Below are 26,711 nucleotides of genomic sequence, written 5' to 3' on the forward strand. Positions count from 1 at the left end.
ATTAATTATATAACGCGATAAACAACCGTAGGTATTCTCCTTATCAATCCATCGGGTGTACGTATTTTAAAATTGTCAAGTACTATTACATCACCTCTTTTAACTTTCTGAAGTACTTCTTTTGTTTCCGCAGAAAAAGATGACCCACTGTTGCCTCTTACTTTAATTTCTCCAATAGGATTATCAAAAGGCACCAATGTCACATCAAAACTTTCGCAATTGTATACATCTGCAAATAAGTTGTTGGCTTCGTTTTTCAATTCAATTGACTTGGCAACTTTAACGATGTCTTTTGATATGATACCGCCTTTGTAACCCGACAAATAAACATCCGGATTGGGAAGCAAAATGATCTTGAATTCTTTTTCATCCAATAACTTTCTAGTGGCACCTTTTACAGCAGAAACGGTAATCTTAGTAAAGCCTTCTCTTTTAAAACGCAGATAATACTTGCCACTTTTGTTTATAATTTCTCCTTCGTTAACTGTCACTTCTTGTTTATAACCTGCAGGAATAGACGAAACAATGTCAACCGGATTATCAACCCCCAAGTAAAGGTCATCAAACGCTCCTTTCCCTATAACTGCATAAAGTTGTTCTTGTTTAATAATAACCGGCGGCTGTGGCTGTTGTGGATCCTGCTGTTCCATTGCTTTTTGATTAAATGTAGCTTGGCTTATTGCCTGACCATTTTTAATCAACGTTCCTGTCAACTTATTATTAATTACTTCAGTCAATAACCTGTTTTTAACGCTGTCGCTGCCAACAGCAGACCAATCTAATTTGATAGGCACTTCCATACCATTCAGCATTTTTACAACAAACATTGTATTATCAGGAGACTGAGTAGATATTTCCTCGATTTGTTTCTTAGAACGCATATTAGATACCTGAGTTAAAATATCTCTCGTTAGTACCATTAGATCAAGTTTCATCTTTTCTGTAGTTAAAAGCAAAACTGCTTTTGGCGTTTTTTCAAAAAAGAAAGCTGACCATTTTTTATCTGCGCCTTTTGAGTTTTTTATTTCCGTGGTAGTAGGTAATAAACTATCAATATTTTGTCTAAGATTTCCCAAACCTGCTTTGTCCATGTTGGTTTTGATCCTATCTAATGTTTGGCGTAACTGATTGGCTGAATTATTATAAATGAATACTTTATTAGCAATTGAAGCACTTCTAAAATTTCTTGGATACCCCGCTATACCTTTATATTGAGGTTCTACAAGAACTGTTTGAAAACTATCTAATTTTTTAATTACATATTCTATGCTATCAATAACACTCAATGTTGCATAATAAACAGTACTATTCGCTGCAATAAAAGCAGAGTCTTTACTAAGTGAATTCTTCAATACTTCATTTTCGGGCACCATCAACGTTTCAACCCTTTTTATAGATTTGGTTGAATACAATAATGAATCCAGCGAATTAGTTGGAGCATATATAAATGCAAAAAGTATAAAAACCAGATACATCAGGTTAATAAACTTCTGCCGAATTTTTAAAGCGTTTGTCATCTTTAATAAATAATTAAGAGAGATCCGAAAATCGAATGCTTTCTATTACAATATTTTTTTTGGATTTTTTCTAACCCCTTTTTGTTTTGGAGTTAAGCGCCGAAATAAAATCAGTATAGTACTGATTAATGTCAGCTAAATTGTCTTTTAATGCCTGCATCTCTTCTTTGTAACCAACATTGGCATTTTCAAGCTGACTAACGGTGCTATCAAGATTATTGATAGTAGCTTTCATTTGTTTGAATGAGTTAGCTATTTCACCTAAATTTTGCGATAATTCTTGCATATTGCTTCCTAAGCTAATAGCACTTTGATTGGCTGCAGAGCCCGATCTGCCTGCATCACCTTCTTTTACCAACTCAGGAAAAACTCTTTCCCATGAAAGTTCTTTTTCTTTTTTACTAAACAGAAAAGCAGAAACAAGGAATACCAGAATTTCAACAACCAAACCGGTGATGAATATGTAATCTGCGTAAGTGGTGTCTAAAACTTTAAACAGGGCTCCAAGTAGTACTACAGCAGCGCCAAAGGAATAAAATAGGTTGAAAAAGTCGAAATTTCTCACTTTCATCTTGGAAAAGGTTGGTTTATAATTAATTATAATAGCTTACAAATATAACTTTCCAAACCTATTTGCCGAAAAACGGGAGATTTTTAGAGGGCTTTATGCACATCAAAATGCCAATCTTACAAAAAAATTGATATTTTTGTAACAGCATGATTATCAACACAAATAAGGTGGTTTCAAACTAATCGTATAAAATAATTAATATATATAATTTTATTAAATGTTAATATCTTTAACATTTAGCTTGAAAAGTTGGTATCAAATATGGATAACTACGTGAATTAAATGTTAAAAAAAAACTAAAACCCCTCCGCTCTTCTAGACGCATTTCCTAGGATTTCCACATTTTATCTTCGATTTTTTAATCGGTATACTAAAACAGGTTTAGGAACGTTATGTTTTCACGGGGCGGTAAGCATTTTGCTCCATTTTATTAAATCCTAAAAAATAACTATGAAAAACTTAACTAACGGTATCAGTTCCACTTTCAAACAAAATCCATTACTCACCATTTTAACCGGCGTATTTTCAGTATACATTCTATCACTTTTAGCATTGGTAGTGATCGTTACAGTGGCCCCGGAAAGTTCTATCGGCAGCATGGTAGATAATTTATTTTAACAATAAACAACATATACAAATGCCACACCGCTTATTGCAGTGTGGCATTTGTATTTTGCAGCACTAATTTGTTAAGAAGTACTAGCTGAAGTACTTTTCAGCCTTTTTACAATTACCCACAAGACCACTCCCGATAATATCAATGCCAGCGCAATGATCTCCGCTTGCGAAAGATTAAAGCCTAAAAAAGGGTATCTGGCATTCACACGAATCGTTTCAATACTAAAACGTTCAAATCCATTAACAATAAGATAGATGGCAGCTAATACACCTGGAGTTTTTATTCGTTTGCGAATAGACCATAGAAATAAGAAAAGTAAAGTACAGAAAACAGTTTCGTAAAATGGTGTTGGAAATACCGGCGAGGGTAATACCCTATTGTAATCCCCTGTAGAACCCGGAATTTGAATTCCATCGGCATTAACATTGTTCGGATAATTATAAGCAACCATCCATGTTGGTAAAAATGATGGTGCTTTAAATGAAGCATGCGGCACTTCTGCAAGGCTGGCACTTTTCCTATCCGTTACAAATTCAAGCTTACCCTCTTTATCAAATACAGATCCGCTAAGAAAATAGGTACTGTATTGATTGAGTTGTTTTTCAAAACCTCCCGGAGCAGCCTGAACAACTTTTGCTGTTGAGTCTGTTATGTAAGCACTGTTATAAATACCCCAGTCGCCATCACCCGAAACATGGCAGCCAATTCTTCCTACTGCATAAGCAATCATTAAAGCCGGGGCAACAGCATCAGCTAAATGGATCGGTGGTATTCCCTTTTTAATAGCATATCTGGCAATGGCAATGGCTGCCAATATCAATCCACCGTAAAAAGTCAATCCTCTTGTTGAAAAAAATGTTCCTACTGGATCTTTAATAAAGGTGTTCCAGTTTTCAAGATTGTCGAACAGCTTAGCACCTAAAATCCCAAATAACAAACCGATAATTATGATATCACCAACCCTATCGTGTGGCCAAATACGCACTGTACGTCTTTCAGGAGTTTTAAGTTTTTGCTTATTCTTTTCTCTCCATTTCATACCAGCCAATAGTAAACCCATTGCTAAACCCGCCAGTATATTTCCATCAGCAGAAAAAATATAATCCTGAGCATTTACATCATCCGGTTTATTTAAAAACAAACCAATGAGTTTGTACCCAAAAACAAAGCCCGTTAAAAAATTAATTAGCAGTTCTATGAGAGATGCAGGTTTTCCAACAATAATAAATTCTTCTCTAGGAAAAAGTAAGCCTGCCTTTTCTTTGCGTTTCAATTCAGCTGCCAACACAATTGCCGAAACAATAAAACCCAGCGCTACCATCAAACCGAAAGTATATACAAAGCTCAATGCTTTCCATTCAACACCAAACCATTCTTTAAAAGCGTAATATAAATTGGGATACATCTATTAATTAAAAATGAAAAATGAAAAATGAAAATTCCGGTGCAATATATAGAAATATTCAGGCTCAGAAGAGATAAGTTCGTTAAATAAAAATCCCGTAAGTAATTACCTACGGGACCTTGTTATTACTAACCCAAGTAATATTTTAATTGCAGTACTGGTCAAATGCACCAATCAAATTTTCAGCGATCATTTGTGCACTTCTACCTTCAATATTATGTCTTTCGATAAAATGAACCAACTGACCATCTTTAAATAAAGCGATTGACGGCGACGATGGAGGATATGGCAACAAATGTTCTCTGATCTTTCTTACCGCTTCAACATCAAAACCTGCAAAGCTGGTAGTAAGATGTTTTGGTTTTTTAGAACTGTTGTGTACAGCCATTAATACGCCTGGTCTTGCAGTACCTGCACTGCAACCGCAAACAGAGTTGATCACTACCAATGCTGTTCCTTCTTCACCTAAAGTTTTTTCAACGTCGGCAGCAGTTAACATTTCCTGAAAACCATTTTCTGTTAACTCCTCTTTCATCGGTATTACTATTTCTTCCGGATACATATTTTTCGATTTTAATTAGACTGCAAATTTACATACTAAAACCAAATAAAGCATCGATAAACATCTATATGTTGAAAAGATGAGCAGAATTTATTGTCGGGATGATAGTAAGTGGTAATAAGAAAACGCTATCGAAATAGCAAGAAACATATCAAAAAGAGCCATTTTGTCTTTTAAATTTAAACAAACAGGACAAAATGACTTTAAAACAAACGTAAATAAGTCAATAAATCAGAAAAAAAGCATTGGAATACTATTTGAAACTAGCTGCATATAACATTATTAAAAACTTAAAATTTATACAATTATGACACTCGTAAGAACAAACAACCCATTTGCTAAAAATTTAGATGGATTTGTAAATGATTTTTTTAACGACTGGGCTCCTGCTTTAGGGAAAACAGTTAGACAAGATGTTTTCGGCTTTCCTCCGGTTAACATCAATGAAAAAAACGATGCATATCATTTAGAAGTTGCGGCACCGGGTTTTGACAAAGCTGACTTTGCAGTAAAATTAGATGGTAATTTATTGACCATTACTGCTGAGAAAAAAGAAGAAACAAAAGATGAAACCGCAAAGACAATCAGAAAAGAGTTCAGTCACAAAGCATTCAAACGCAGTTTTACAATTGATGAAAAAATTGAAGCTGCCGGTATAACCGCAAAATATGAAAACGGCATTTTAAATGTTGTATTACCTAAGAAAGAAGAAGTTAAAGCAATTGCTAAAGAAATTGCAATTCAATAATCGCAGTTTATAACTAGAGTATACAGTTGGTTTTGGTAAAACGAATCCCCCTTATTCCTAAGGGGGATTCACATTTTATAAATAAGAAATTAATATCCTAATATCTTCAACATACTTTGTGCAGTCTGCTCTTTTGCATACACCCAATCATGTAGTTTACCATTTTTATCATGGCCGATAATGATATGTTTAGGCGAAGGAATTAAACAGTGTTTGATCCCACCATAACCACTGATCTGATCCTGATAAGCTCCGGTATGAAAGAACCCAACATACAGCGGCTCTGTATTTCCATTACCAACTTTTGGTAAGAACACTTCATTGATATGTTCTTCACTATCATAATAATCATGACTATCGCAGGTAATACCGCCAAGGGTTACACGCTGATACTCTTCCTCCCATTTGTTGATCGGTAGCATTAAGAATTTCTCACCAATTCCCCAGGTATCGGGCAAAGTGGTAATGAAAGAAGAATCGATCATATACCAGATCTCTCTATCATTCTGTCTTTTTTCACCGATCACACTATAGATATGCGCCATACTTTCGCCTACCGTATAACTTCCAAACTCAGTAAAGATATTCGGCATTGGTACTTTATTCCTTACACAAGCAACTTTGATATTACGCACAATTTCATTGATCATGAATTGATAATCGTATTCAAAGCCTAATGAATGCTTAATAGGAAAGCCTCCGCCAATATTGATTGAATCTAATTCAGGACATATCTTCTTTAACTGACAATAAAGATTGATCACTTTATTCAATTCGCTCCAATAGTAAATATCATCTTTGATCCCTTTGTTCAGGAAGATGTGTAACATCTTCAACTGAAACTTATGTTCGTACCCTTCTATCTGATCAACATAAAATTCCAGAATATCTTTTGCTCTCATCCCTAACCGTGAGGTATAAAAAGGGAAGGTAGGTTCCTCTTCCGCTGCAACCCTGATACCAAGTTTGAACGGATCTTTTACAGATTTGTATGCCTTCAACTCTTCCATATTATCCAACACCGGAATAACATTTTTAAATCCGCTGTTCAATAATTTTACAATTCTGTTGGTATAAGGTTTTTGTTTATACCCATTACAAATGATAAAAGTCTCCTTATTTATTTTCTTTTTTTGATACAGTTTATTTACAATATCAATATCATAAGCAAATGAAGTTTCCAAATGAATATTATGCTTCAACGCTTCTTCAACAATAAATGAAAAGTGAGAGCTTTTTGTGCAGTAACAATAATTATACTTACCCTCGTATTTATGCTTTTTAAAAGCAACTTCGAACATCTTTTTTGCTTTATTGATCTGCATACCAATCTTAGGAAGATATGTTACCTTGAGGGGTGTACCGTATTTATCGATCAAAGCTTTAAGATCCTGTCCGTTGTATTGCAAATAATCATCCTTTACTTTAAAATCTTCCTGAGGAAAATTAAAGGTTTGCTCTACCAGGTCGGAGTAGGTATTATTCATATTATTCATCAGCTGCAATTGGGTTTAAGTATTGAAGTGCAAATGTAGTATAATCAAATAAAAAACCGGATATGATTGCTCATATCCGGTAAATATAATTGTCGGTTAACAGTACTATTTAACTTGAGCAACTAAAGCTTTGAAGCTTTCAGGTTCGTTCATTGCTAAGTCAGCCAAAACCTTACGGTTGATATCGATATTTTTTGCCGCTAATTTATGAATGAATTCGCTGTACGTAATTCCTTCTTCTCTTACTGCTGCATTGATACGTGCAATCCACAAAGAACGGTATTCACGTTTTTTCAATTTACGGCCAACATATGAATATGTTAACCCTTTTTCCATTACGTTTTTGGCAACGGTATATACATTTTTACGTTTGCCGTAATAACCTTTAGCGGCTTTTAACACTCTTTTTCTACGAGCCCTTGATGCTACTGCATTTTTTGAACGTGGCATATCTTAATAAATTAAAAATTAAAAATTAAAAATTCTAAAATTGATTGATACTATCTCAATCCTAATAAACGCTTAACAAAAGCATGGTTTGTAGAATCTACTACGCCGTCTTTTCTTAAATTACGTTTACGTTTTTTAGATTTTTTTGTCAGGATGTGACGTTTGAATGGCTTTTGAAAAGTGATCAAGCCTGTGCCCGTTACACTGAAACGTTTTTTGGCACTTGAGTTTGTTTTTACTTTTGGCATTATATAACTTGTTATAGTTACTCCCTGCTGGCGGTCCCGAACAGACGGGACGCTTTTTGAGCCTTGTGGGAAATATTCGAAAAAGATGATTACTCTTTTTCGGGCGGCAAAGGTAATGATTTACAGTGATTTTTAAAGGATTTTAGTTTGTTTTTTTGATTTTACGGCCAAATTACTACGTACCGCTTATAACAATATGGTTTTGAACTAATTCAGTACTACTTATTTTTGAGGGATATGAAAAAACTAACTGCTACTTTTTGCCTTATCCTCTGCATCGGGATACAGGCTCATAGCCAAACTTTGGTAATCAAAAAAAAGATCGATACCATCGGTATGGACCTTACCACTAAACCCGGTGATGATTTTTATAAATACGCCAATGGCAATTGGGTGAAAAATACAGATATCCCTCCTTCAAAAACAAGCTGGGGCAATTTTGCCATGCTTGCGGAGCAATCGTCAATAGCTGTGCAAAAACTATTGGAAGATGCTGCAAAAAACACTCGGAAAGGACGAAGTTATAAAATGGTCGGAGATTTTTATACCAGCGGTATGGATACTGTGAATGTAGAAAAAATGGGATACCAACCAATAAAAAAAGATCTGGAAAGAATCAGCGCCATTAAAAATACCGATGAAGTACTAGCTGAAATAGCTTACATGCATACCAAGGGCATCACAGCACCCTTATTTAATTTTTCCATTTATGCAGATGCGAAAGCAACCTCACAATACATTGCACATTTCGATCAGGGCGGTATTGTTTTACCGGACCGAGATTATTATTTAAAGGATGATAAAAGAAGTACGGATATAAGGAAAGAATATCTTTCTTACATAACCGATCTTTTTATATTAACGGGCACCGACTCTATTCTTGCTGCAGCTAATGCAGCTTCAATTATTGAACTGGAAACTCAACTTGCAAAAGTTCAAATGAGCAAAACAGATCTAAAAGATCCGCTGAAAACTTATAACAAGTTAGATGTATTAACATTCGGCAAACAATTAAAGTCAATTGACCTGAATACTTTGATGAAGAAAATGTTGATCGGCAATCAGAAAAACTTTTTAGCTAATAATGTGAATTTTATTATTACAGCAGACAGTTTACTCAACGCTCTCCCATTGCAATCCTGGAAGAATTATTTACAGTGGTACATTCTGAAAAGTGCTGCCCCCTATTTAAGCAACGATTTTGTTCAACGTAATTTTCAATATGGCAAAACTATATCAGGTCAGAAAACGATTACTCCAAGATGGCAACGCATCAGTTATTTAATTGATAATAGACTGGGAGATCTTTTAGGCAAACTTTATGTGCAAAAATATTTTTCGCCTTCGGCTAAAAAAAGAATGCTTGCTTTAGTAAATAATCTACAACAGGCATTTGCAGAAAGAATAAAAAAAGCTGACTGGATGAGCAATGCTACCAAAGCAAAAGCATTGCTAAAACTAGCCGCTTTTACAAAGAAAATAGGATACCCTGATAAATGGAAGAACTATGATGGCGTTGTAATTGTAAAAGACAATCTTATACAAAATTTAAGAACCTGTGCCGAATGGAATTATACATATAGTATAAAAAGATTGGGCAAACCTATCGATAAAACAGAATGGTACATGACACCACAAACCGTAAACGCATATTATGCCCCTTTAAGCAACGAAATTGTTTTCCCTGCTGCAATACTGCAGCCGCCTTTCTTTGATCCTGAGGCGGACGATGCATTTAATTATGGTAGTATTGGCGCTGTTATCGGACATGAAATGACACATGGATTTGATGACGATGGTAGAAAATATGATGCCGAAGGTAATTTGACTGACTGGTGGAACGAAGACGATGCAGTCAAATTTAAAATTCAAACGGATAAAATTATTGCGGTATTTGATTCCTTAACAGTTTTAGACACTTTACATGTAAACGGCAAATTAACTTCCGGAGAAAACATTGCCGACCTTGGTGGCTTGAGTATAGCATACGATGCATTCAAAAAAACTGCTCAGGGAAAATCAAACAAAAAGATCGAAGGCTTCACACCTGATCAACGCTTTTTTTTAAGTTGGGCTTATGCTTGGCGTAGCAAAGTGTTACCCGAAACCGCTGCTAGACTGATCATTGTTGATGTGCATGCTCCTAATGAACTCAGAGGAAATGAACCGCTGAAACAAATGGAAGCTTTTCATAAAGCTTTTAATATTAAACCGGGAGATAAAATGTTTATACCTGAAGAAGAAAGAATAAAAATATGGTAGGGTAAAATAAAGTACGGGAGTTATACTTCTGTTCTTTATGATTTCTTAAAAGTAAATTTGAAATACAGTAGCACCATTGACAGAAAACAAATGATACTATTACAAATGATCACAGGCAATATCCCTTTCATGCTTCCGTAAATAACCCAGATAACCGTACTGATAAATACGATCAAAATTGTCATCAAATTTAAATCACCAACACTTTTAGTTTTCCATGCCTGATAAACCTGCGGCATAAAAGTAATGCTGCTGAGAGCAGAGCCTGTATGCCCAATTACTTCTGTCCAATCCATAAAAATTATTTTTCTTTTCGATAATTGTATAAGCAAGGTACCGATTTTAGTAATCCTATTCGATAGCCAATTTTTTTTCGAGTAAGGTTAATTTTCTCATTAACTCCTCATTCTCTTTTTGTAGTTCCAACAACTGTAAATATTGTTCCTGTAGTGCTTTTATACCAATTACAAAAAAGCCGCTGTAATTCATTGTATGCAGATCTTTATGACGAGGGCCTTTACGGGCATGATCATCTATCACATGTACAAAACCGGGAAACAAAGTTTTAACATCCTGTGCAATGAAACCGATAGTTCTTTTATGCCCCGGATTATCGTTGATCATTTCATAACTATATGGTTGTAATTTATTCAGTTTTTCTAAAACGGATGGCAATGGTTCAATCAACTTTTTTAACCTGCTATCTGAGTATGCAGTATATCCTAATGAATTAATATATGCCTTAGTAACACCGTTGTATTCAAAGTTGAGAGAGCCATAAATACGCTGCCGCCAATTGTGATCATACTCGTTGGTCAAAGAAAAAGATGATGCACTGTTTGCAGTAGGCGCTGCAAAAATATCTACTGTTGCCGAACCAGTTGCTCCGGGGTTATTGATAATTAAACGACTGCTTCCTGCACCTAGGTATACATTTCCATTTGGCACTTGACTAATGTATAAACTCCCGCTGGTTCCACCGGGCCTTATATATGTATCCTCTGCAGTAGAATAATTAAAATGCGACCAGTATGAGGGAGAATACGCTTGAAAGACTGCTGTGCCATTCCAACCTTCTCCACGTGCTACATGCAAACTAGATCTTGGATTAGCTATCCTGATTCCTGTATTACCATTGTTGAGAATTGTAATAGCTCTAACGCCACTTGAAGTTCCGGTATTTCCGGCTCCGGTGCCAAGCATGTCAATAAAAAAATTTCCGGCTCCGGGATCGAAATATTCTATTAATGCATAACCGGTATTAATAAACGTACCATTACCTACGGAATAATCTCTAAATTGATTAAAACCTATAGTAGGCCAGTTTCTTTGCAAAGAGACCCCCAAACCATCGCTTCCGAAAAGAGTGCTGGTATTGCCATTGACACTAGCAACGCCTACTACTTCCAGTTTTGCACGGGTTGGCGTAGTAGTACCAATACCTATATTTTGTGCAATAACAGATGCTGTAGAAATAAAAAATACCAATATGGTCAAAAGAAATCTCATGCTTTTATTTTCTGATCGATCTTTTTTCTTTTATGATTGCCTCAATAATATTTAACCTTCTTTCGATGGTTGCCGATTGTTTTTGTAAATCATCAATTAATATCTGTTCTTCTTGAATTCCTTTTACAGCAATAGCACCAAACCCTGCATAATTAATTGATAATTTTTTTTCCTCGGAAGAATCACAAGAAACCACTTCAGGAAACAAGGGTTGTACTTGCTGAGCTATAAAGCCTGTAGAACGAATATGATTTGGATTATTATCTTTCATCTCATAACTGACAGGTTCCAATTGAATAATCTTATCAAGAACTGATGGCAAGAGCTGAATATCTTTTTTTATACGTTTATCTGAAAAAGCAATTAAAGCTCCATCACTTGGACGAAAGTAATATATGATAGATCCGTTATTGTATAAATAAAAATTAGCCGGAGAGCCAGCTACTCTCCATTCATATGTATGAGAAATGCTAGGCCTAATATCATGCACTTTTAAGCCTGTTCCTCCATACTGTCTTATTTCAAATGTATATACAGGATTGGTATAATTCACTCCCACTACAGAAGAACCATTGCCAATATAAACATTACCCGGACCATCATTTAAATAAACATTGCTAGTTGGTTTTCCGCCCCGTATGTAAGTGTCTTCTGAAGTTGAATAATTGATATGAGAATAATAATTTGTTCCTTCAAAAGTAGCCGTTCCCCAATCTCCTGTTCCTCTGCCAACATCCAGGGCGAATCCTGAATACGTGCCAATATTTATACTGGCACCAATTGGGCCAAGGCGAAATACCGGTTTTGAGATACCTAATGTTGAATTTGCCGTGCCGGAACTATAAAAATTAATTTGAAAGCCCAATGAATTATTTACATCATAACTCATTTTGGCTGCATAACCGTTAGACATATATTTATCCTGATAAAGATTAAAGCCAATAGATAGATCATTTGACGAAACAGATATTCCTTGTTCATCTCCAAATAATCCAACAGCATTATTGTTTGCATTTCCCGCCACTTCCAATATTGCCCTTGATGATGCAGTAGTACCAATACCAACTGTTTGAGCAACAGATAATACCGGCAACAAAATAATTATAATTAGAAAAATATTTTTCTTCATGATCACACTTTAAAATTTTTTGCCATCATTTACAATAGACTCAATTGCGTTTATTCTTTTACGTAATTCATCATTTTTTGATTGCATACTTTTTATTTTCTCCTGCTGCTCCTGTATTGCTTTTATAACTATAGGTGCCATTCCATCATAGTGCATAGTATAAAGGTCATCCAGTCCAGGATACCCTATCTCAGTGTCTTTACTGGTTATTTGTTGCGTAAGTTCCGGGAATATATTATTTACTTCCTGCGCTATAAAACCCAATGTTTTTGTATCAGTTATACTTCCATATTTCATTTTGTAAGTAACCGGATTCATTGATAAAACTTTAGAAAGAACAGAAGATAAAGAACGAACATCCTTTTTTAACCTTTTATCGGAAATAGGATAATACCCTCCATCGATGTAAAAAATATTTCCTCTATAAGCTCCGTTATAATATAAATAGTAATCGGAAGCAGCATCCGTAAGGTTTTTAGTTGTTACAAATTCCCAATTATGAAAGGTAGAAGGTTCTACCAATACTAAGCCATGGCCTCCATACTGTTTGATGGTTAATGTGGCATTGGCAGAGGTTGTATTGACAGATACGTTACCAAAACTTTTGCATAAATAAACATTACCGAAATTGACATCATTTACATACACATCACTTCCGGCCTTGCCTCCATTGAGATAGGAATTATATACAGTGGTAGACTGCTTTTGATTAAAGATTGTATTGTATGTGGTACCAACAAAACGAGTTGGCAGTGTATCACCAAGTGTAGCACCAATTCCAACAAATAAAGTAGCATCCTGCTCATAGGAACTTAAAGCAACATTTCCATTTTGTTGAATGGTCATAGATCGTGAAATTGCTGTAGCGGGTTGATTAGCAGAACCTTTTGTTCGGATTAGATCGAAATAAAGTCCACCATTAGCAGGATTAATATATTGAACCATTGCTGAACCCGAACCAACATAACGATTCTGATCCGTAGTATAAAGATTGAAACCTATAGCAGGAGGAGTTCTAAAAAATGTTACTCCCGGAAAGCCCTGTGCTTGAGTAAAAATAGCTACAGTATTGCCTATTGCTCCAGAAACTTCTAATTTCGCCTTATTAGGCAAGGCTGTACCAATGCCAACATTTTGAGCAATTGCAAAATGAGCAAATAATGTCGAAACAAACAATAGAAGGTATCTCATACAAGAAGGTTAAAATGCCATACTCAACAAAATACAAACCTAATATACAAAAAAAACAGGAAGTATGTACTTCCTGTTTTTAATTTTTATTCCGAGATCGTTATTTTTCCATTTGTTCAATTACTGCCTGTGTAACACCGGTGAAAGAAAATCCTCCATCATGAAATAAATTTTGCATGGTAACCATTTTGGTCAGATCGCTGAATAAGGTGACACAATAGTTAGCACAATCATCGGCACTGGCATTACCCAACGGGCTCATCTTTTCTGCATAATTGATAAATCCATCAAAACCTTTTACGCCACTGCCTGCCGTAGTTTTTGTTGGAGATTGAGAAACGGTGTTGACACGTACATGTTTTTTAACACCGTACTGATAACCGAAATTACGTGCAATGCTTTCTAAAATAGCTTTGTTATCTGCCATATCGTTGTAATCGGGAAAAACTCTTTGTGCTGCGATATAACTTAATGCAACTACCGAGCCCCATTCATTAATGGCATCTTCTTTCATAGCAGCAGCTAATACTCGGTGCAGACTTAATGCAGAAATATCCATTCCTTTATGAGAGAACTCGTAATTATTTTCGGTGTAGTGAATCCCTTTACGAACATTGATGCTCATTCCGATCGAGTGCAAGATGAAATCCACTCCCCCACCGAAATGCTCTTTCGCCTGTTTGATGAGGTTAGCTACATCATCATTACTACTAACATCACATGGAATAACAGGGGCATTTACTGCTGCAGCTAGTTTATTGATCTCACCCATACGCATGGCAACAGGTGCATTGGTCAATAATAATTCAGCCCCTTCTTCATGGCAACGCAATGCTGTTTTCCATGCAATTGATTTTTCATCTAATGCTCCGAATATGATTCCTTTTTTTCCTTTAAGTAAGTTGTATGACATGATTTATTCTTTATTTAATTTTTGTAAAAGTAAGATTAATAATTTACGATTTGAGATGTACGACTTACGATTTTCTTGAATACAAGCACACCAATTTTTTTAATTGAAAGGTTGCAAATATATAGAAATCGTAAATAGAGCACCTCAATTCCAAGAACCCTTGCAACACTTAATTTCCTACCATCTCTCTTGCATTTTGCAACGCAGCAGCAGTAGGCTTTTCGCCGCTCAGCATTTGAGCAATGGTTGTAATACGTTCATCATTATTTAAAATACGGATAGATGTTTTGATGCTATCTCCTTTAATGGCTTTATATACAAAATAATGAGCATCTGCTTTTGCGGCTATTTGTGGTTGATGTGTAATAGCAATCAATTGATGCCCTGCTGATAGTTCTTTCATAATAACTCCAACCTGCTTTGCAGCTTCGCCACTGATACCTGTATCTATTTCATCAAATATCAAAGTGGGCAATTGTAGCTTTTTCGCAACCAGCGATTTAATGCAAAGCATCAAACGACTTAACTCGCCACCACTGGCTACCTTACGCAACGGCTCAAAACGACCGCTTTTATTTGCGTCGAATAAAAATTCAATACTGTCGCAACCATAAATATTTAACGTAGTGTTTTCTAACTGTACCTTGATCTGTGCATTGGGCATACCAACCTGCACCAACAACGCATTCACTCTTTCTGCAAACGGCTTTGTTGTTTTAAGTCTGTTAGAGGAAATGCTTGCAGCCAACTGCTCACATTCTTGTAATAATTCAGCTGTTTCTTTTTCTTTATTTATAATGGCTTCGCCAAGATTAAGAATATCAGTTAATTTTTCCTGTAGCGATTCTTTGATAAGTAATAATTCATTCGTGGTATTTACATTGTGCTTCTTTAATAATTTATAACCAAGTGCTATCTTATCATTGACGATCTGAATTCTTTCAGGGCTGTATTGCACGCCACTATCGATCGATTCAAGCTCATCTGCAATATCTTTCAGTTCCAATTGTGCACTCTGCAAACGCTTTACTAACTCTGGTATTGAAACATGATATTCTTCCAGCAAATGCAATTTATTGCTGAGTGATTTTAATTGCTGCACAATTGGTTGCTCACTTTCTTTGAGATCGAAATAAATTGCACCCAATTGCTGTTTTACATTTTCAGCATTGCTTAACAACTTTAACTCTGTGTCCAATTCTTCCAATTCATTTTCTTGCAACCCTGCTTCTTCCAATTCATCAAATAAGAATTTGTTGTAGTCTAATGCGGCGTTGGCCTTTAATTGCTGTTCCTGCAGATCCTGCAACTCCCTTTTTGTTTTTGTGTATTGATGAAAAAGAGCGGTGTATTGTGCAATCAATTTTCCGTTATCGGCCAATGCATCCAATACTTCTCTTTGAAAATCATTATCCCCTAATTCTTGTGTGTCAAATTGTTGATGAAGATCTACCAATAATGAAGCGATCTCTTTTAGCTGATTTAAATTAACCGGTGTATCATTAATAAATGCCCGTGATTTACCATTAACGGCTATTTCTCTCCTAACCAATAACTCATCTTCATTATCCAACTCATATTGCTGAATCAAATTTCTAACAGCCGAATTATTTTTAATAGTGAACTCACCTTCTACCACACATTTTTTTTCTTTATTCATTAATGATGAACTTTCTGCTCTTTCTCCCAGTATCAAACTTAATGCTCCCATTAAAATACTTTTACCTGCACCGGTTTCTCCCGTTATGATATTAAGTTTAGAGGAAAAATCAATTACAATTTCATCGATGATGGCATAGTTCTGTATATGAAGTTTCTGGATCATAATTTTATAACACTAATTTCGGGCACTAATTACACGAATTATTTTTGTCTACACGAATTAAACGAATTACCCCAATTAATACAAATAAAAAAGGTGATTCTTTTGAACCACCTTTTAATCTTATGAAACGTTTTAAACTTATTTAACTTCTACTGCGTTATTCAGATCATCATCAACAAGGATACGACCACAGTTTTCGCAAACCATTACTTTTTTACGCAACTTGATTTCACTTTGTTTTTGAGGGGGAATTGCGTGAAAACAACCACCGCAGCTATCTCTTTCTACAGCAACTACAGCTAAACCATTACGATAATTTTTACGGATCCTGTCATAACTCAACAATAATCTTTCATCTACATGGCCTCTAGCTTCTTCAGCTTGTTTATTGTATTGCTTTTCTTCTTTTTCTGTTTCAGCAATGATCTTTTCCAACTCACCTTTTTTACCGGCAAGATTATTTTCTTTTGTAGCAACTGCTTTTTTTGCGGCTTCTAAAGCTCTTGCTTTATCACCAATTTCTTCCGTTGCATCTTTGATGTGTTTTTCGCAAAGTTTGATCTCAAGTGTTTGCATTTCGATCTCTTTATTGATCGCTTCAAACTCACGATTGTTCTTTACGTTATCGCTTTGCTTTTCATATTTCTTTACCAACGCTTCCGCTTCTTTGATCGCTTCTTTACGTTGATTGATAAATTCTTGAATACCGTTGATCTCTTCCTCAACTCTTGTTTGACGTGCATGCAAACCTTCAATTTCATCTTCAAGATCTTTTACCTCAATCGGTAATTCACCTTTCAGAATTTGAATTTCATCCAATTTAGAATCTACTTTTTGCAAACGAACAAGTGATGTTAATTTTTCTTCAACTGAGAAATCTGCAACTTTAGCCATAATGTATTTTGTTTTTATCTGCCCCAACCTCTTACAAATTCGGGGTAAAATAATTAACAGGATTGGTTTTTACTCCTGTTTTAAGGACGGCAAAGTTAGGGAATTTTTTGCTCAAAAGATCAAATAAGAGGTCAATTGTATATTGTTCGCTTTCATAATGCCCGATATCTGCTATAACCAGCTTATTGTTGGCATCAAAAAACTCATGGTATTTTACGTCACCGGTAAGATAAAAATCTGCTTGAGCCGCTACAGCATTGCTTATCAGAAAACTGCCGGCACCTCCACAGAGGGCTACTTTTTGCACGGGCTTTGCCAATAAAGGCGTGTGTCTTATTAAATAAATATTGAATGTGTTTTTAATTAAATTCAAGAATTCAGATTCTGACATCGCTTCTGGAAGTTCGCCGACCATTCCGCTTCCCACATTCTGATAGATATTTTCCAAGGGAATAACATCATATGCTACTTCTTCATAAAAACCGATCGTACGCACTGCATCGATCAAAATATTTTCATTTATCCAGGTCGGAAAGATCACTTCGATCTTCACTTCTTCCACCATTGCACGCTCTCCCTTTTCACCTATTTCGGGTGTAGAGAATTCATTACCATTGAATGTACCTTGTCCTGATGTTGTAAAACTGCATTCACTGTAATTCCCAATATATCCTCCACCCGCTGCAAAAATCGCATTACGAACTTTCTCTGCTTCGGCGACCGGAGCAAATGTGATCAGCTTTTTTAAAATGTCTTTTTTTGGAGATAATATCCGTCGGTTAATCAAGCCCAGCATATCAGCCATCTTTCCATTCACTCCATTCATTACATTATCCAAATTTGTATGAATGGCATAGATGGCAATATCATTTTTGATAGCAGTTATAACAGTTTGTTCTACATAATTTTTACCGGTAATTTTTTTCAACCCGCCAAAAATGATCGGATGATGTGCCACAATAAGATTACATTTTTTTTCAATAGCCTCAAGTACCACTGCTTCGGTTGCATCCAATGTTGTAATGACACCGCTGCACTCCCAATTAAGATTACCTGTTATTAGCCCTGCATTATCATAACTTTCCTGTAAACTTGCAGGAGCAATTGTTTCTAAAAAAGAAGTGATAGCCTGAATTTTCATCTTACCTAAAATTTATTATTGATGAGTACTCTCGAATTATATACCGAGTATAAAACAAAGATGCAAAAAATTGCCGATGTAAAGTATGCTTCGGCTGTTTTACAATGGGATCAGGAAACCTATCTGCCTCCAAAGGGCAATGATTTCAGAGGTAGGCAATTGGCTACTTTGAGCGAAATAGCGCATGAACAATTTGTAGATGAGAAATTAGGCGCCTTGCTGAATGAGCTTGTCGGCAAAAACGATCTGAATGAATTTGAAAAAAGAAATGTGCAACTGAGTTTAGAAGATTATAACAGGAATAAAAAAATACCGGCAACATTTGTAAGGCAAATGAGTGAGACTGTAACAAGGGCTTACCATGCATGGGTAAAAGCCAGAGAGTCAAATTCATTTACCGAATTTCAAGAACCACTAAATGTATTGATCAATTTAAAAAAACAGGAAGCAGATCTTTTGGGATATGAACATCACCCTTACAATGCGTTGATGAATGATTATGACAAAGGACTTACTGTAAATATCGTTGACAATATTTTCAACAATCTGAAACCTCAATTGCTTGCTTTGTTAGATGTAATAAAAAACAAACCGCAGGTTGACAACTCTTTTCTGCATCAACATTTCGACAAAGACAAGCAGTGGTCCTTTGGCATTGAAATTTTAAAACGTATCGGGTTTGATTTTGAAGCAGGCAGACAAGATCTGAGTGTGCACCCGTTCACTACTAATTTTAATAATGCAGATGTAAGGGTCACTACCCGTGTTGATGAAAACGACCTGGGCAATATGGTTTGGAGTTGTATTCACGAGGGTGGTCATGCTTTATATGAGCAGGGATTGCCCGGAGATCAATATGGGTTACCATTAGGCGAATACTGTAGTTTAAGTATACATGAAAGTCAAAGCCGATTATGGGAAAACTGCGTCGGCAGAGGATTATCGTTCTGGAAACACAATTTACCCTTATTAAAAACGTTCTTTCCAAAGCAGACCGATCATTTATCTGCCGAAGTTTTTTTTAAAGGCATTAACAAGGTAGAACCTTCATTAATAAGAACCGAAGCGGATGAACTTACTTATCACTTTCATGTAATGATAAGATATGAAATAGAAAAAATGCTGATCGAAGGAAGTATCAGTACAAAAGATATTCCTGCATACTGGAACGAACACTATAAAAAATATTTAGGTGTAACCGTTCCGGACGATAAAAAAGGCTGCCTTCAGGACATACACTGGAGCCATGGAAGTTTTGGATATTTTGCTACTTACAGTTTAGGCAGTATGTATGCAGCTCAGTTGTATGCAGCTATTGAAAGAGAAAACGTGTCGTTAGAAAAAGATATCAGTGAGGGCAACAACAATGTTGTGTTGAATTGGTTAAGAAAGAACATTCATCAATCCGGCAGATTTTATCTTTCTGAAACATTATGTAAAGAAGCAACAAACGAATCATTGAATCCAGCATATTTCATTAATTATGCCACAAAGAAATATAATACCATTTACACAGGATAGATTTAAAGAAATATTGCTTTTTTTCTATAGGTCAAGATTTTTTATTGCATTGATCAGTGCTCTGTTGCTATTGCTTTGTAGTTGTAATAAAAGTGCAGATGATTATACGATAACCGATTTTCAAAAATATTTCGAAGCGAATATTCTTAATAAAGATTTTGTTGTTTATTATGCTTCTGACAACGGCACAGAATTAACATCCAACTATATAGGTTATACATTTGTTCTAACAAAAACAACCTCTTATTTCGATGGGCCTATAACTGGCACCAAAGGTTCTGATGTATATACAGGAACCTGGAGCAGCAATGAAGACTACAGCAAATTAACCATCAATCTTACCGATCCTTCTATACCAACCGAATTTATTTTTCTTAACCGCCCATGGAAATTCACTGATAAAACTTTTCCCGTACTTGAGTTGGCGCCTTGGGGAACCTCCGAACCCAAAGTATTGAAAATGCAGCGTTTATAACGCTAAATTAAACTTGTTCATAATAAGTATTAGTACGCATTTTCTGTAGAATTTCTATCTACCACACAATTTTTTATTAATAATTCTGTTATCTATTTGGTGTTCCTCATAAAAACACCATCCAATATTAATAAAAACCAAAATCGCAACCTATGATAGCCAAAATTGCCATCAGAGCATGCTGTCTGTCGTTATTATTTGTTCTTAGTTTCACCGTTAAGGCGCAACTTAAGGCAGATTTCAGTAGCTTCCCTGAGAGTGGGTGTTCCCCCCTTCTTGTACAATTTTTCGACAACTCAACCGGTAATCCCGATCAATGGAGATGGGATCTTGGAAATGGTACAACATCATTTTTGAGAAATCCTTCTGTTACGTATTTCACACCGGGCCAGTATGCCGTTAAACTAGTTGTAAGGAATGCTTCCGGAGCCGACAGTATAGTAAAGACAAACTTCATTACGGTATATGCAAAGCCGTTAGTTGAGTTTAGTAGTAATGTTACGGCAGGATGCTATCCTTTACCCGTACAGTTTACGGACAATAGTGTACCGATGAGCGGAACGATCATGAGTTGGCAGTGGGATTTTGGTGACGGTACAGGATCAACAGAAAAAAATCCTAACCATATATACGAAGCTGAGGGCAACTACAACGTAACCTTGAGAGTTATTAATAGCAATGGTTGTGTTACAACACTTGCTAAAGATGCTTATATACAGATCACCAGTGGTGTTTCGGCAGACTTCACTAATAATATGCCGTTGGTTTGCGGATTACCTGCTACTATCGATTTTCAAAATGCATCTACCGGCACCGGTAGTTTAACCTATAACTGGAACTTTGGTGATGGAAGCAGTTCTACTGCAACATCTCCATCGCACACTTATTCTGCAGCCGGAAATTATATCGTTCAATTGATTACAAAAAATGCCGTTGGTTGCAGTGACACATTGTCTAAAACCATCAGTATTGTTGACGGGAATGGAAAAGCTTCATTTTCATCCAATTCAAATTTCATTTGTCTTGGCAAAGGAATTGATCTAAAAATAACGTCAACGGCTACCCCATCATCAGTTATGTGGGATTTTGGCGATGGAACTACTTCAACACAATTCAATCCAACAAAAGTTTATTCAGCTCCAGGTATTTACAGAATCAAATTAGTTGAATTTTTTGGCGGCTGTTCCGACTCTGCCTTTAAAACTGTAAATATTGCCACTACAGCAAAAGCTTCATTTAGTAACGGAAATACAGTTTCTTGTAAAGCTCCTTTAACAGTTAATTTCACTAATTCTAGTACATCTGCAAATACTTATAAATGGTATTTCGGAGACGGTGATTCTTCAACTGTAGCCGACCCTGTTCATATCTACACAAAAACTGGTGTTTTCAATGTTACATTGATTGCAACTAACAGTTCAGGCTGTGCAGATACTATAAGAAAAACAGGATTGGTACAAATTGTAAAACCCAAATTAAGAATGTTAGGGTTACCGGATAGTTCGTGTGCTCCTTTTACAAAAACATTCGCATATGCAGAACAGGAAATTGATATTTGGAACAATTACAAATGGGATTTTGGAGATGGTACAACATCAACTCTAAAAACTCCTACGCATACTTATACTGATCCGGGAGTATACACAGTATCTCTTTCTGCAATAACGACTGACGGATGTACCGATACTGTAGTAATGGGCAGTGCAATAAGAGTATCAACAAAACCTACTCCGGGTTTTGATGCTGACCGAGAAGCCTGTGCAATCATACCAATACAATTTGCTGATCAAACTGTTGGGGAGGTTACCAGATGGCTTTGGGATTTTGGAGACGGAGCTACTTCTATTCAAAAAGACCCTAAGCATCAATATAGCGATACCGGCTATTTTGATATCAAACTAAAAGTATGGAATGGCGGTTGTGTGGATTCTCTTCAAATAGACAGTTTCATTTACATCAAAGCACCAATTGCAAACTTTGATGTTCCTGTAAACTGCTCTAACTCTTTTGAAAGAGTTTTCACAGATAAATCTATTGGTGCCGACACATGGAACTGGGACTTCGGTGATGGCACCACATCAACAGAACAAAACCCTGTACATACATATACGAATGAAGGAAGTTATCTTGTAACGCTTGTTGTATATAATATACAAACAGGTTGTGATTACACAACTACAAAAGAAGTGATCATCCTAAATAGCAAAGCAAACTTTTATGGATCAGATACCATAATATGTAAAAACAATTCTGTAACATTCACCGTTCCAACTGCAAACAGAGTTTTTGTAACAAACTACGAATGGGACTTTGGTGATGGCTCAAAAACTACAAGTGTGGGTGGCGTTACTACGCACAACTATAAACAATCAGGTTTGTATGACGTAACACTTGTGATTACTAATACACTTGGTTGTAAAGACACTTTAGTTAAACAACACTATGTAAGAGTAGATGGCCCTACTGCAAAATTTACGACAACAGTACTTGGTAGTTGTTTAAATAACACTGTAATTTTCACTGATGCTTCTACAGATGATGGTATGCACCCTATTGAGACATGGAGATGGAATTACGGAGATGGCAAAAGAGACACTTTGACTTCAGGCCCATTTGAACATGCTTATTCATCACCCGGCAGATACAATATATCTCTTGTAGCAATTGATAATAAAGGATGTTATGATTCATTCAATATAGCTGTTCCACTAGTTATTTCGAAACCGCTTGTTGACTTCGACTCAAAAGACAGACTATCTTGCCCGGGTAAACCAATAGCATTTATAGATCACTCCATTGCTACTGATGCAAGATATTTATGGAATTTTGGTGATGGCACAACTTCTACGGATCAGTCTCCTTCGCATCTTTATACTTCGGATGGATTATTTGATGTAAAATTAGTTTTAACAGATAAATATGGCTGTAAGGATTCTTTAACTCGATCAGCATATATCAGCATAGTTACACCGAAAACCGATTTTAGTATGAGTGATTCACTCAGTACCTGCCCTCCGTTGGTGGTGGATTTTAAAGATCTTTCAAACGTAGGCGTATCGAGGAAATGGGATTTTGGCGACAATACATTTTCAACATTAAGTGAACCATCGCATTTCTATAACTACCCCGGTATTTACATTGTAAAATTAACTACAACAGGACCTGGCGGATGTGTGGATGTAAAAGAAAGAAAAATTGAAATAAGAGGGCCAAGGGGCAACTTTACATACAATCCGGTGATTGGCTGTAAAGATCTTAAAGTAGATTTTGTAGCCACAACACAAGATGATGCAACATTTATCTGGGATTACAGCGATGGTACAACCGTAAGAACAGCCGATTCAGTTATGTCGCATACCTATACTTTCTATGGTGCCTATGTTCCAAGATTGATACTTGTAGATAAACAAGGCTGTCACGTACCAATTGTTGGTGATGATACGATCAAGGTAAATGGAGCAGATGCAAAATTCAATTTTGTAGATAAAGCATTATGCGATTCCGGTTATGTTTCATTCGTAGATTCAACTGATAGCTATGATAATGTTGCAACATATAAATGGGATATGGGAGATGGCGTTTCATCTAGTGATCAAAATGCATCACATTATTATACTCAGACAGGCACCTATTATCCGAAACTTATTGTAACTACCGTAAATGGTTGTACAGATACGGCAACAGCAAAAGTTCCTGTAAAAATCGTGGCATCGCCTAAAGCAACAATTACAAACTTTAACAATGGCTGTATTCCTTTAAATACAGGATTTACCGGATCGCTATTGGTACCTGATACTTCTGCCATAAAATGGCAATGGGATTTTGGTAACGGCAATACATCAACATTACAAACGCCGCCATCACAAAACTACCCTATTGCAGGCAGTTATACAATAAATTTAACGGCAACGAATAGTAGCGGATGTTTTGATACTGTTGTTAGACGAGTAGAAGCCTACCCTATTCCTACTGTAAATGCAGGAGCTGATGCGTGGTTGTGCTTGGGCAGCATACACACTTTAAATGCAACAGGTGCAGACTCGTATAGCTGGAAAGCGGATAATACATTAAGTTGTCTGGATTGTGCCCGATCATCAGCAACACCTGCCGATGATACTAAATACTTTGTTACCGGTACTACTATATATGGTTGTAGCGCTACAGATTCGGTATTGATACAAGTACAGAAACCGCAACAAATTACATTCAGCACATCAGATACTTTGTGTAAAGGAGAAACTTCTAAACTAATGGCAAGTGGTACCGATAAATATTTATGGACACCGGCTACAGGTTTAAGTGATCCAACAAGTGCTAATCCGATCGCAAGACCGGATGTAACCACCACTTACACAGTAATTGGTTCCGATGCAAGAAATTGTTTCAGCGATACCGGATCGATAAAAATAAAAGTATATCCGATACCAACAGTTAGTGCAGGGCAAGACCTTACAATAAACATTGGCAAGAGCATTACTATTAAGCCAACAATATCTGATGATGTTACTGAAGTAAACTGGTCTCCGAAAACATGGGTGATCAGCAGTACCAATGATCTGCCAATGTTAACAGTGAAACCAAAAGAAACTACTCAATACAACATTGAAGTTAAAAATCCGGGAGGATGTAAATCAAGCGACAATGTAACCATTTTCGTAACATGCGATGGTTCAAATATATTCATGCCGAATACATTCTCTCCAAACAATGATGGCGCTAATGATCTTTATTATCCAAGAGGTTCTGGTCTGTTTGCTATAAAAGGCATGCGTATTTTCAATCGCTGGGGAGAGATCGTTTATGAAAGAAACAATTTCAAGGCTAATGACCCATCTGCGGCCTGGAACGGAACTTATAAAGGCTCTAAACTTACACCGGATGTGTTTGTTTATACAATAGATATTATATGTGACAACGGTTCGGTATTAACCTTCAAGGGAAATATTGCGTTGATACAATAAAGAAGGTTTGGTTTTTATTATTATGACAAGCACCCGGCCGTAAGGCCGGTTCTTGTTTGTGCCAACTGAAGAAAAATAATTCTAGATCAATAGAACTATTGACAGCATTGATTTTCATGGTATTTGCACAAAATTTTATTTCAAATAATTTCTTTCTTTTCAATACTAAAAATGCAAAATAATCGTTTTTATATTGAGGCGAAAGACAAGAGCGCAATATCCAAAATCCTATTTTATGAAAAGAACCGTACCACAATTCGTATGCGGCATTTTGCTCCTATTTATACTCGGCAAAAGCCAGGCACAAGACATTCACTTTTCCCAATTTTTTGAGGCACCACTTTTACGAAATCCGGCATTAGCAGGTTTATTCAATGGAGATCTGCGTTTCCAGATGGTATATCGTAATCAGTGGAACAGTGTTACTGATGCATATAGCACCGGTAATTTTAATGGTGAATACAAAGTTCCTGTTGGTTCAGGAAGCGACTTTATGAGCGTGGGTGCTCAAGTATTATTTGACAAAGCAGGAACTGCTGCTCTCTCATCAACACATATCTTGCCCGTATTTAATTATCATAAATCTCTAAGCGAAGAAAAAAATAAATATCTATCAGTTGGTTTTATGGCGGGTATCGTACAAAAAAGTATTGATAGAAGTAAAATAACTACTAATAGCCAATTTGACGGAGTAGGTTATAATCCAAACTGGAGCGATGGAGAAAGTTTCAACAATCCTACTTATTCATATTTTGACGGAAGTGTGGGAATGAGTTTTAATAGTCAGATAGGTTCTAAACAGGAAAACAATTATTTCGTTGGTATTTCATATCATCATTTCAACAGATCTGCAAAAACATCATTTTACAATAACAGTGATAACAAATTAATTGCTAAATGGGTTGCTTCGGCAGGCTTAAGAACCAATGCAACTGAATCGTCCTACATGACTTTTCATTTAGATTATTCGAAACAAGGCCCTTATACTGAAACAATAGGCGGTGCCATGTATTCAGTAAGATTTGGCGAAGTAGCAAAACCACAATTTGTTATCCATGGAGGAGTAGTAGTAAGATGGAATGATGCAATTGTTCCGATCGCTAAATTAGATAAAGGCCCCATATCCATATCACTTAGTTACGATGCCAATGTATCAAAATTAAAATCGGCTAGTAAAGGCAGAGGCGGAATGGAATTAGGATTGGCTTATCAAAAATTCTTCGAAAAAAACAATACAACAGAAGGTGCTGCAAGGTGTCCAAGATTTTAATACC

22 protein-coding genes are annotated in these 26,711 nt (G+C 36.1%); 7 read left to right on the forward strand and 15 right to left on the reverse strand.

From position 1 onward, the window contains the following. Positions 1–5 precede the first annotated feature (5 nt). Positions 6–1,517, reverse strand: a complete 1,512-nt coding sequence (locus tag ACQ33O_RS12925) for a GldM family protein (RefSeq protein ID WP_430996007.1) — start codon at positions 1,515–1,517, stop codon at positions 6–8. Between the two features lie 70 nt (positions 1,518–1,587). Further along, entirely contained in the window at positions 1,588–2,088 is a 501-nt protein-coding gene (gene gldL / locus ACQ33O_RS12930) for a gliding motility protein GldL (RefSeq protein WP_430996008.1), read from the reverse strand. A 450-nt stretch (positions 2,089–2,538) separates the two neighbouring features. Between gldL and ACQ33O_RS12935 the strand changes: the two genes are divergently transcribed. After that, a complete protein-coding gene (locus ACQ33O_RS12935; RefSeq protein WP_430996009.1) occupies positions 2,539–2,706 on the forward strand; it encodes a hypothetical protein in 168 nt (55 codons plus the stop codon). Between the two features lie 71 nt (positions 2,707–2,777). Here the strand turns inward: ACQ33O_RS12935 and ACQ33O_RS12940 are convergent, their stop codons facing one another. Together ACQ33O_RS12940 and ACQ33O_RS12945 are read right to left on the reverse strand one after the other, a co-directional pair. Beyond that, the gene (locus tag ACQ33O_RS12940) at positions 2,778–4,112 is read right to left on the reverse strand and encodes a prolipoprotein diacylglyceryl transferase (protein ID WP_430996010.1); all 1,335 of its coding nucleotides are present in this window, start codon (positions 4,110–4,112) and stop codon (positions 2,778–2,780) included. 145 nt (positions 4,113–4,257) lie between these two features. After that, positions 4,258–4,674 (reverse strand): BrxA/BrxB family bacilliredoxin, encoded by a 417-nt coding sequence (locus ACQ33O_RS12945; protein WP_430996011.1) that lies wholly within the window; start codon positions 4,672–4,674, stop codon positions 4,258–4,260. A 307-nt stretch (positions 4,675–4,981) separates the two neighbouring features. Between ACQ33O_RS12945 and ACQ33O_RS12950 the strand changes: the two genes are divergently transcribed. After that, complete coding sequence (locus ACQ33O_RS12950; RefSeq protein WP_430996012.1) at positions 4,982–5,422, forward strand: Hsp20 family protein; 441 nt, start codon at positions 4,982–4,984, stop codon at positions 5,420–5,422. An 89-nt stretch (positions 5,423–5,511) separates the two neighbouring features. Here the strand turns inward: ACQ33O_RS12950 and ACQ33O_RS12955 are convergent, their stop codons facing one another. From ACQ33O_RS12955 to rpmI, 3 genes are all read right to left on the reverse strand, one after another. Continuing rightward, entirely contained in the window at positions 5,512–6,909 is a 1,398-nt protein-coding gene (locus ACQ33O_RS12955) for an arginine decarboxylase (protein WP_430996013.1), read from the reverse strand. Positions 6,910–7,023: 114 nt separating this feature from the next. After that, positions 7,024–7,368, reverse strand: coding sequence for a 50S ribosomal protein L20 (gene rplT / locus ACQ33O_RS12960; RefSeq protein WP_430996014.1), 345 nt, complete (start codon positions 7,366–7,368; stop codon positions 7,024–7,026). Between the two features lie 50 nt (positions 7,369–7,418). Beyond that, a complete protein-coding gene (rpmI, locus tag ACQ33O_RS12965; RefSeq protein ID WP_430996015.1) occupies positions 7,419–7,616 on the reverse strand; it encodes a 50S ribosomal protein L35 in 198 nt (65 codons plus the stop codon). Between the two features lie 237 nt (positions 7,617–7,853). On the opposite strand from rpmI, the gene ACQ33O_RS12970 reads away from it, so the two are divergent. Next, positions 7,854–9,878: a M13 family metallopeptidase gene (locus ACQ33O_RS12970; RefSeq protein WP_430996016.1), complete on the forward strand. Its 2,025-nt coding sequence runs from the start codon at positions 7,854–7,856 to the stop codon at positions 9,876–9,878. A 35-nt stretch (positions 9,879–9,913) separates the two neighbouring features. Here the strand turns inward: ACQ33O_RS12970 and ACQ33O_RS12975 are convergent, their stop codons facing one another. From ACQ33O_RS12975 to ACQ33O_RS13010, 8 genes are all read right to left on the reverse strand, one after another. After that, the gene (locus ACQ33O_RS12975) at positions 9,914–10,174 is read right to left on the reverse strand and encodes a SemiSWEET family sugar transporter (RefSeq protein ID WP_430996017.1); all 261 of its coding nucleotides are present in this window, start codon (positions 10,172–10,174) and stop codon (positions 9,914–9,916) included. A 55-nt stretch (positions 10,175–10,229) separates the two neighbouring features. Next, complete coding sequence (locus ACQ33O_RS12980) at positions 10,230–11,387, reverse strand: tail fiber domain-containing protein (RefSeq protein WP_430996018.1); 1,158 nt, start codon at positions 11,385–11,387, stop codon at positions 10,230–10,232. 4 nt (positions 11,388–11,391) lie between these two features. Then, complete coding sequence (locus tag ACQ33O_RS12985; RefSeq protein ID WP_430996019.1) at positions 11,392–12,516, reverse strand: tail fiber domain-containing protein; 1,125 nt, start codon at positions 12,514–12,516, stop codon at positions 11,392–11,394. 9 nt (positions 12,517–12,525) lie between these two features. After that, positions 12,526–13,707: a tail fiber domain-containing protein gene (locus ACQ33O_RS12990; RefSeq protein WP_430996020.1), complete on the reverse strand. Its 1,182-nt coding sequence runs from the start codon at positions 13,705–13,707 to the stop codon at positions 12,526–12,528. Positions 13,708–13,807: 100 nt separating this feature from the next. Beyond that, complete coding sequence (locus ACQ33O_RS12995; protein ID WP_430996021.1) at positions 13,808–14,620, reverse strand: enoyl-ACP reductase FabI; 813 nt, start codon at positions 14,618–14,620, stop codon at positions 13,808–13,810. 169 nt (positions 14,621–14,789) lie between these two features. Next, positions 14,790–16,445, reverse strand: coding sequence for a DNA repair protein RecN (gene recN / locus ACQ33O_RS13000; protein WP_430996022.1), 1,656 nt, complete (start codon positions 16,443–16,445; stop codon positions 14,790–14,792). A gap of 138 nt (positions 16,446–16,583) precedes the next feature. Further along, positions 16,584–17,339, reverse strand: a complete 756-nt coding sequence (locus ACQ33O_RS13005) for a zinc ribbon domain-containing protein (RefSeq protein WP_430996023.1) — start codon at positions 17,337–17,339, stop codon at positions 16,584–16,586. Between the two features lie 31 nt (positions 17,340–17,370). Next, entirely contained in the window at positions 17,371–18,480 is a 1,110-nt protein-coding gene (locus tag ACQ33O_RS13010; RefSeq protein WP_430996024.1) for a Nif3-like dinuclear metal center hexameric protein, read from the reverse strand. A gap of 21 nt (positions 18,481–18,501) precedes the next feature. Between ACQ33O_RS13010 and ACQ33O_RS13015 the strand changes: the two genes are divergently transcribed. The 4 genes from ACQ33O_RS13015 (at position 18,502) to ACQ33O_RS13030 (ending at position 26,707) form a co-directional block, all read left to right on the forward strand. After that, complete coding sequence (locus ACQ33O_RS13015; RefSeq protein WP_430996025.1) at positions 18,502–20,001, forward strand: carboxypeptidase M32; 1,500 nt, start codon at positions 18,502–18,504, stop codon at positions 19,999–20,001. Next, positions 19,964–20,476, forward strand: a complete 513-nt coding sequence (locus ACQ33O_RS13020) for a hypothetical protein (RefSeq protein ID WP_430996026.1) — start codon at positions 19,964–19,966, stop codon at positions 20,474–20,476. The genes ACQ33O_RS13015 and ACQ33O_RS13020 overlap by 38 nt, the downstream gene beginning before the upstream one ends. A 152-nt stretch (positions 20,477–20,628) precedes the next feature. Then, on the forward strand, positions 20,629–25,437 hold the full coding sequence (locus ACQ33O_RS13025; RefSeq protein WP_430996027.1) for a PKD domain-containing protein: 4,809 nt from the start codon (positions 20,629–20,631) through the stop codon (positions 25,435–25,437). Between the two features lie 235 nt (positions 25,438–25,672). Further along, a complete protein-coding gene (locus ACQ33O_RS13030; RefSeq protein WP_430996028.1) occupies positions 25,673–26,707 on the forward strand; it encodes a PorP/SprF family type IX secretion system membrane protein in 1,035 nt (344 codons plus the stop codon). The last annotated feature ends 4 nt before the right edge of the window (positions 26,708–26,711 follow it).

Origin of the sequence: Ferruginibacter sp. SUN002, from assembly GCF_050611725.1 — a bacterium.
In the GTDB taxonomy this organism is placed as follows: domain Bacteria; phylum Bacteroidota; class Bacteroidia; order Chitinophagales; family Chitinophagaceae; genus Ferruginibacter.

Bases quoted from the DNA above. Each gene is read 5' to 3' on its own strand.
- ACQ33O_RS12990 (WP_430996020.1), bottom strand. From the start codon at position 13,707: ATGAGATACCTTCTATTGTTTGTTTCGACATTATTTGCTCATTTTGCA.
- ACQ33O_RS13015 (WP_430996025.1), top strand. From the start codon at position 18,502: ATGAGTACTCTCGAATTATATACCGAGTATAAAACAAAGATGCAAAAA.
- ACQ33O_RS13010 (WP_430996024.1), bottom strand. From the start codon at position 18,480: ATGAAAATTCAGGCTATCACTTCTTTTTTAGAAACAATTGCTCCTGCA.
- ACQ33O_RS12935 (WP_430996009.1), top strand. From the start codon at position 2,539: ATGAAAAACTTAACTAACGGTATCAGTTCCACTTTCAAACAAAATCCA.
- ACQ33O_RS12955 (WP_430996013.1), bottom strand. From the start codon at position 6,909: ATGAATAATACCTACTCCGACCTGGTAGAGCAAACCTTTAATTTTCCT.
- gldL (WP_430996008.1), bottom strand. From the start codon at position 2,088: ATGAAAGTGAGAAATTTCGACTTTTTCAACCTATTTTATTCCTTTGGC.
- rpmI (WP_430996015.1), bottom strand. From the start codon at position 7,616: ATGCCAAAAGTAAAAACAAACTCAAGTGCCAAAAAACGTTTCAGTGTA.
- ACQ33O_RS13025 (WP_430996027.1), top strand. From the start codon at position 20,629: ATGATAGCCAAAATTGCCATCAGAGCATGCTGTCTGTCGTTATTATTT.
- ACQ33O_RS12945 (WP_430996011.1), bottom strand. From the start codon at position 4,674: ATGTATCCGGAAGAAATAGTAATACCGATGAAAGAGGAGTTAACAGAA.
- rplT (WP_430996014.1), bottom strand. From the start codon at position 7,368: ATGCCACGTTCAAAAAATGCAGTAGCATCAAGGGCTCGTAGAAAAAGA.
- ACQ33O_RS12925 (WP_430996007.1), bottom strand. From the start codon at position 1,517: ATGACAAACGCTTTAAAAATTCGGCAGAAGTTTATTAACCTGATGTAT.
- ACQ33O_RS13005 (WP_430996023.1), bottom strand. From the start codon at position 17,339: ATGGCTAAAGTTGCAGATTTCTCAGTTGAAGAAAAATTAACATCACTT.
- ACQ33O_RS12940 (WP_430996010.1), bottom strand. From the start codon at position 4,112: ATGTATCCCAATTTATATTACGCTTTTAAAGAATGGTTTGGTGTTGAA.
- ACQ33O_RS12975 (WP_430996017.1), bottom strand. From the start codon at position 10,174: ATGGATTGGACAGAAGTAATTGGGCATACAGGCTCTGCTCTCAGCAGC.
- recN (WP_430996022.1), bottom strand. From the start codon at position 16,445: ATGATCCAGAAACTTCATATACAGAACTATGCCATCATCGATGAAATT.
- ACQ33O_RS13030 (WP_430996028.1), top strand. From the start codon at position 25,673: ATGAAAAGAACCGTACCACAATTCGTATGCGGCATTTTGCTCCTATTT.
- ACQ33O_RS12985 (WP_430996019.1), bottom strand. From the start codon at position 12,516: ATGAAGAAAAATATTTTTCTAATTATAATTATTTTGTTGCCGGTATTA.
- ACQ33O_RS12995 (WP_430996021.1), bottom strand. From the start codon at position 14,620: ATGTCATACAACTTACTTAAAGGAAAAAAAGGAATCATATTCGGAGCA.
- ACQ33O_RS12950 (WP_430996012.1), top strand. From the start codon at position 4,982: ATGACACTCGTAAGAACAAACAACCCATTTGCTAAAAATTTAGATGGA.
- ACQ33O_RS13020 (WP_430996026.1), top strand. From the start codon at position 19,964: ATGCCACAAAGAAATATAATACCATTTACACAGGATAGATTTAAAGAA.
- ACQ33O_RS12980 (WP_430996018.1), bottom strand. From the start codon at position 11,387: ATGAGATTTCTTTTGACCATATTGGTATTTTTTATTTCTACAGCATCT.
- ACQ33O_RS12970 (WP_430996016.1), top strand. From the start codon at position 7,854: ATGAAAAAACTAACTGCTACTTTTTGCCTTATCCTCTGCATCGGGATA.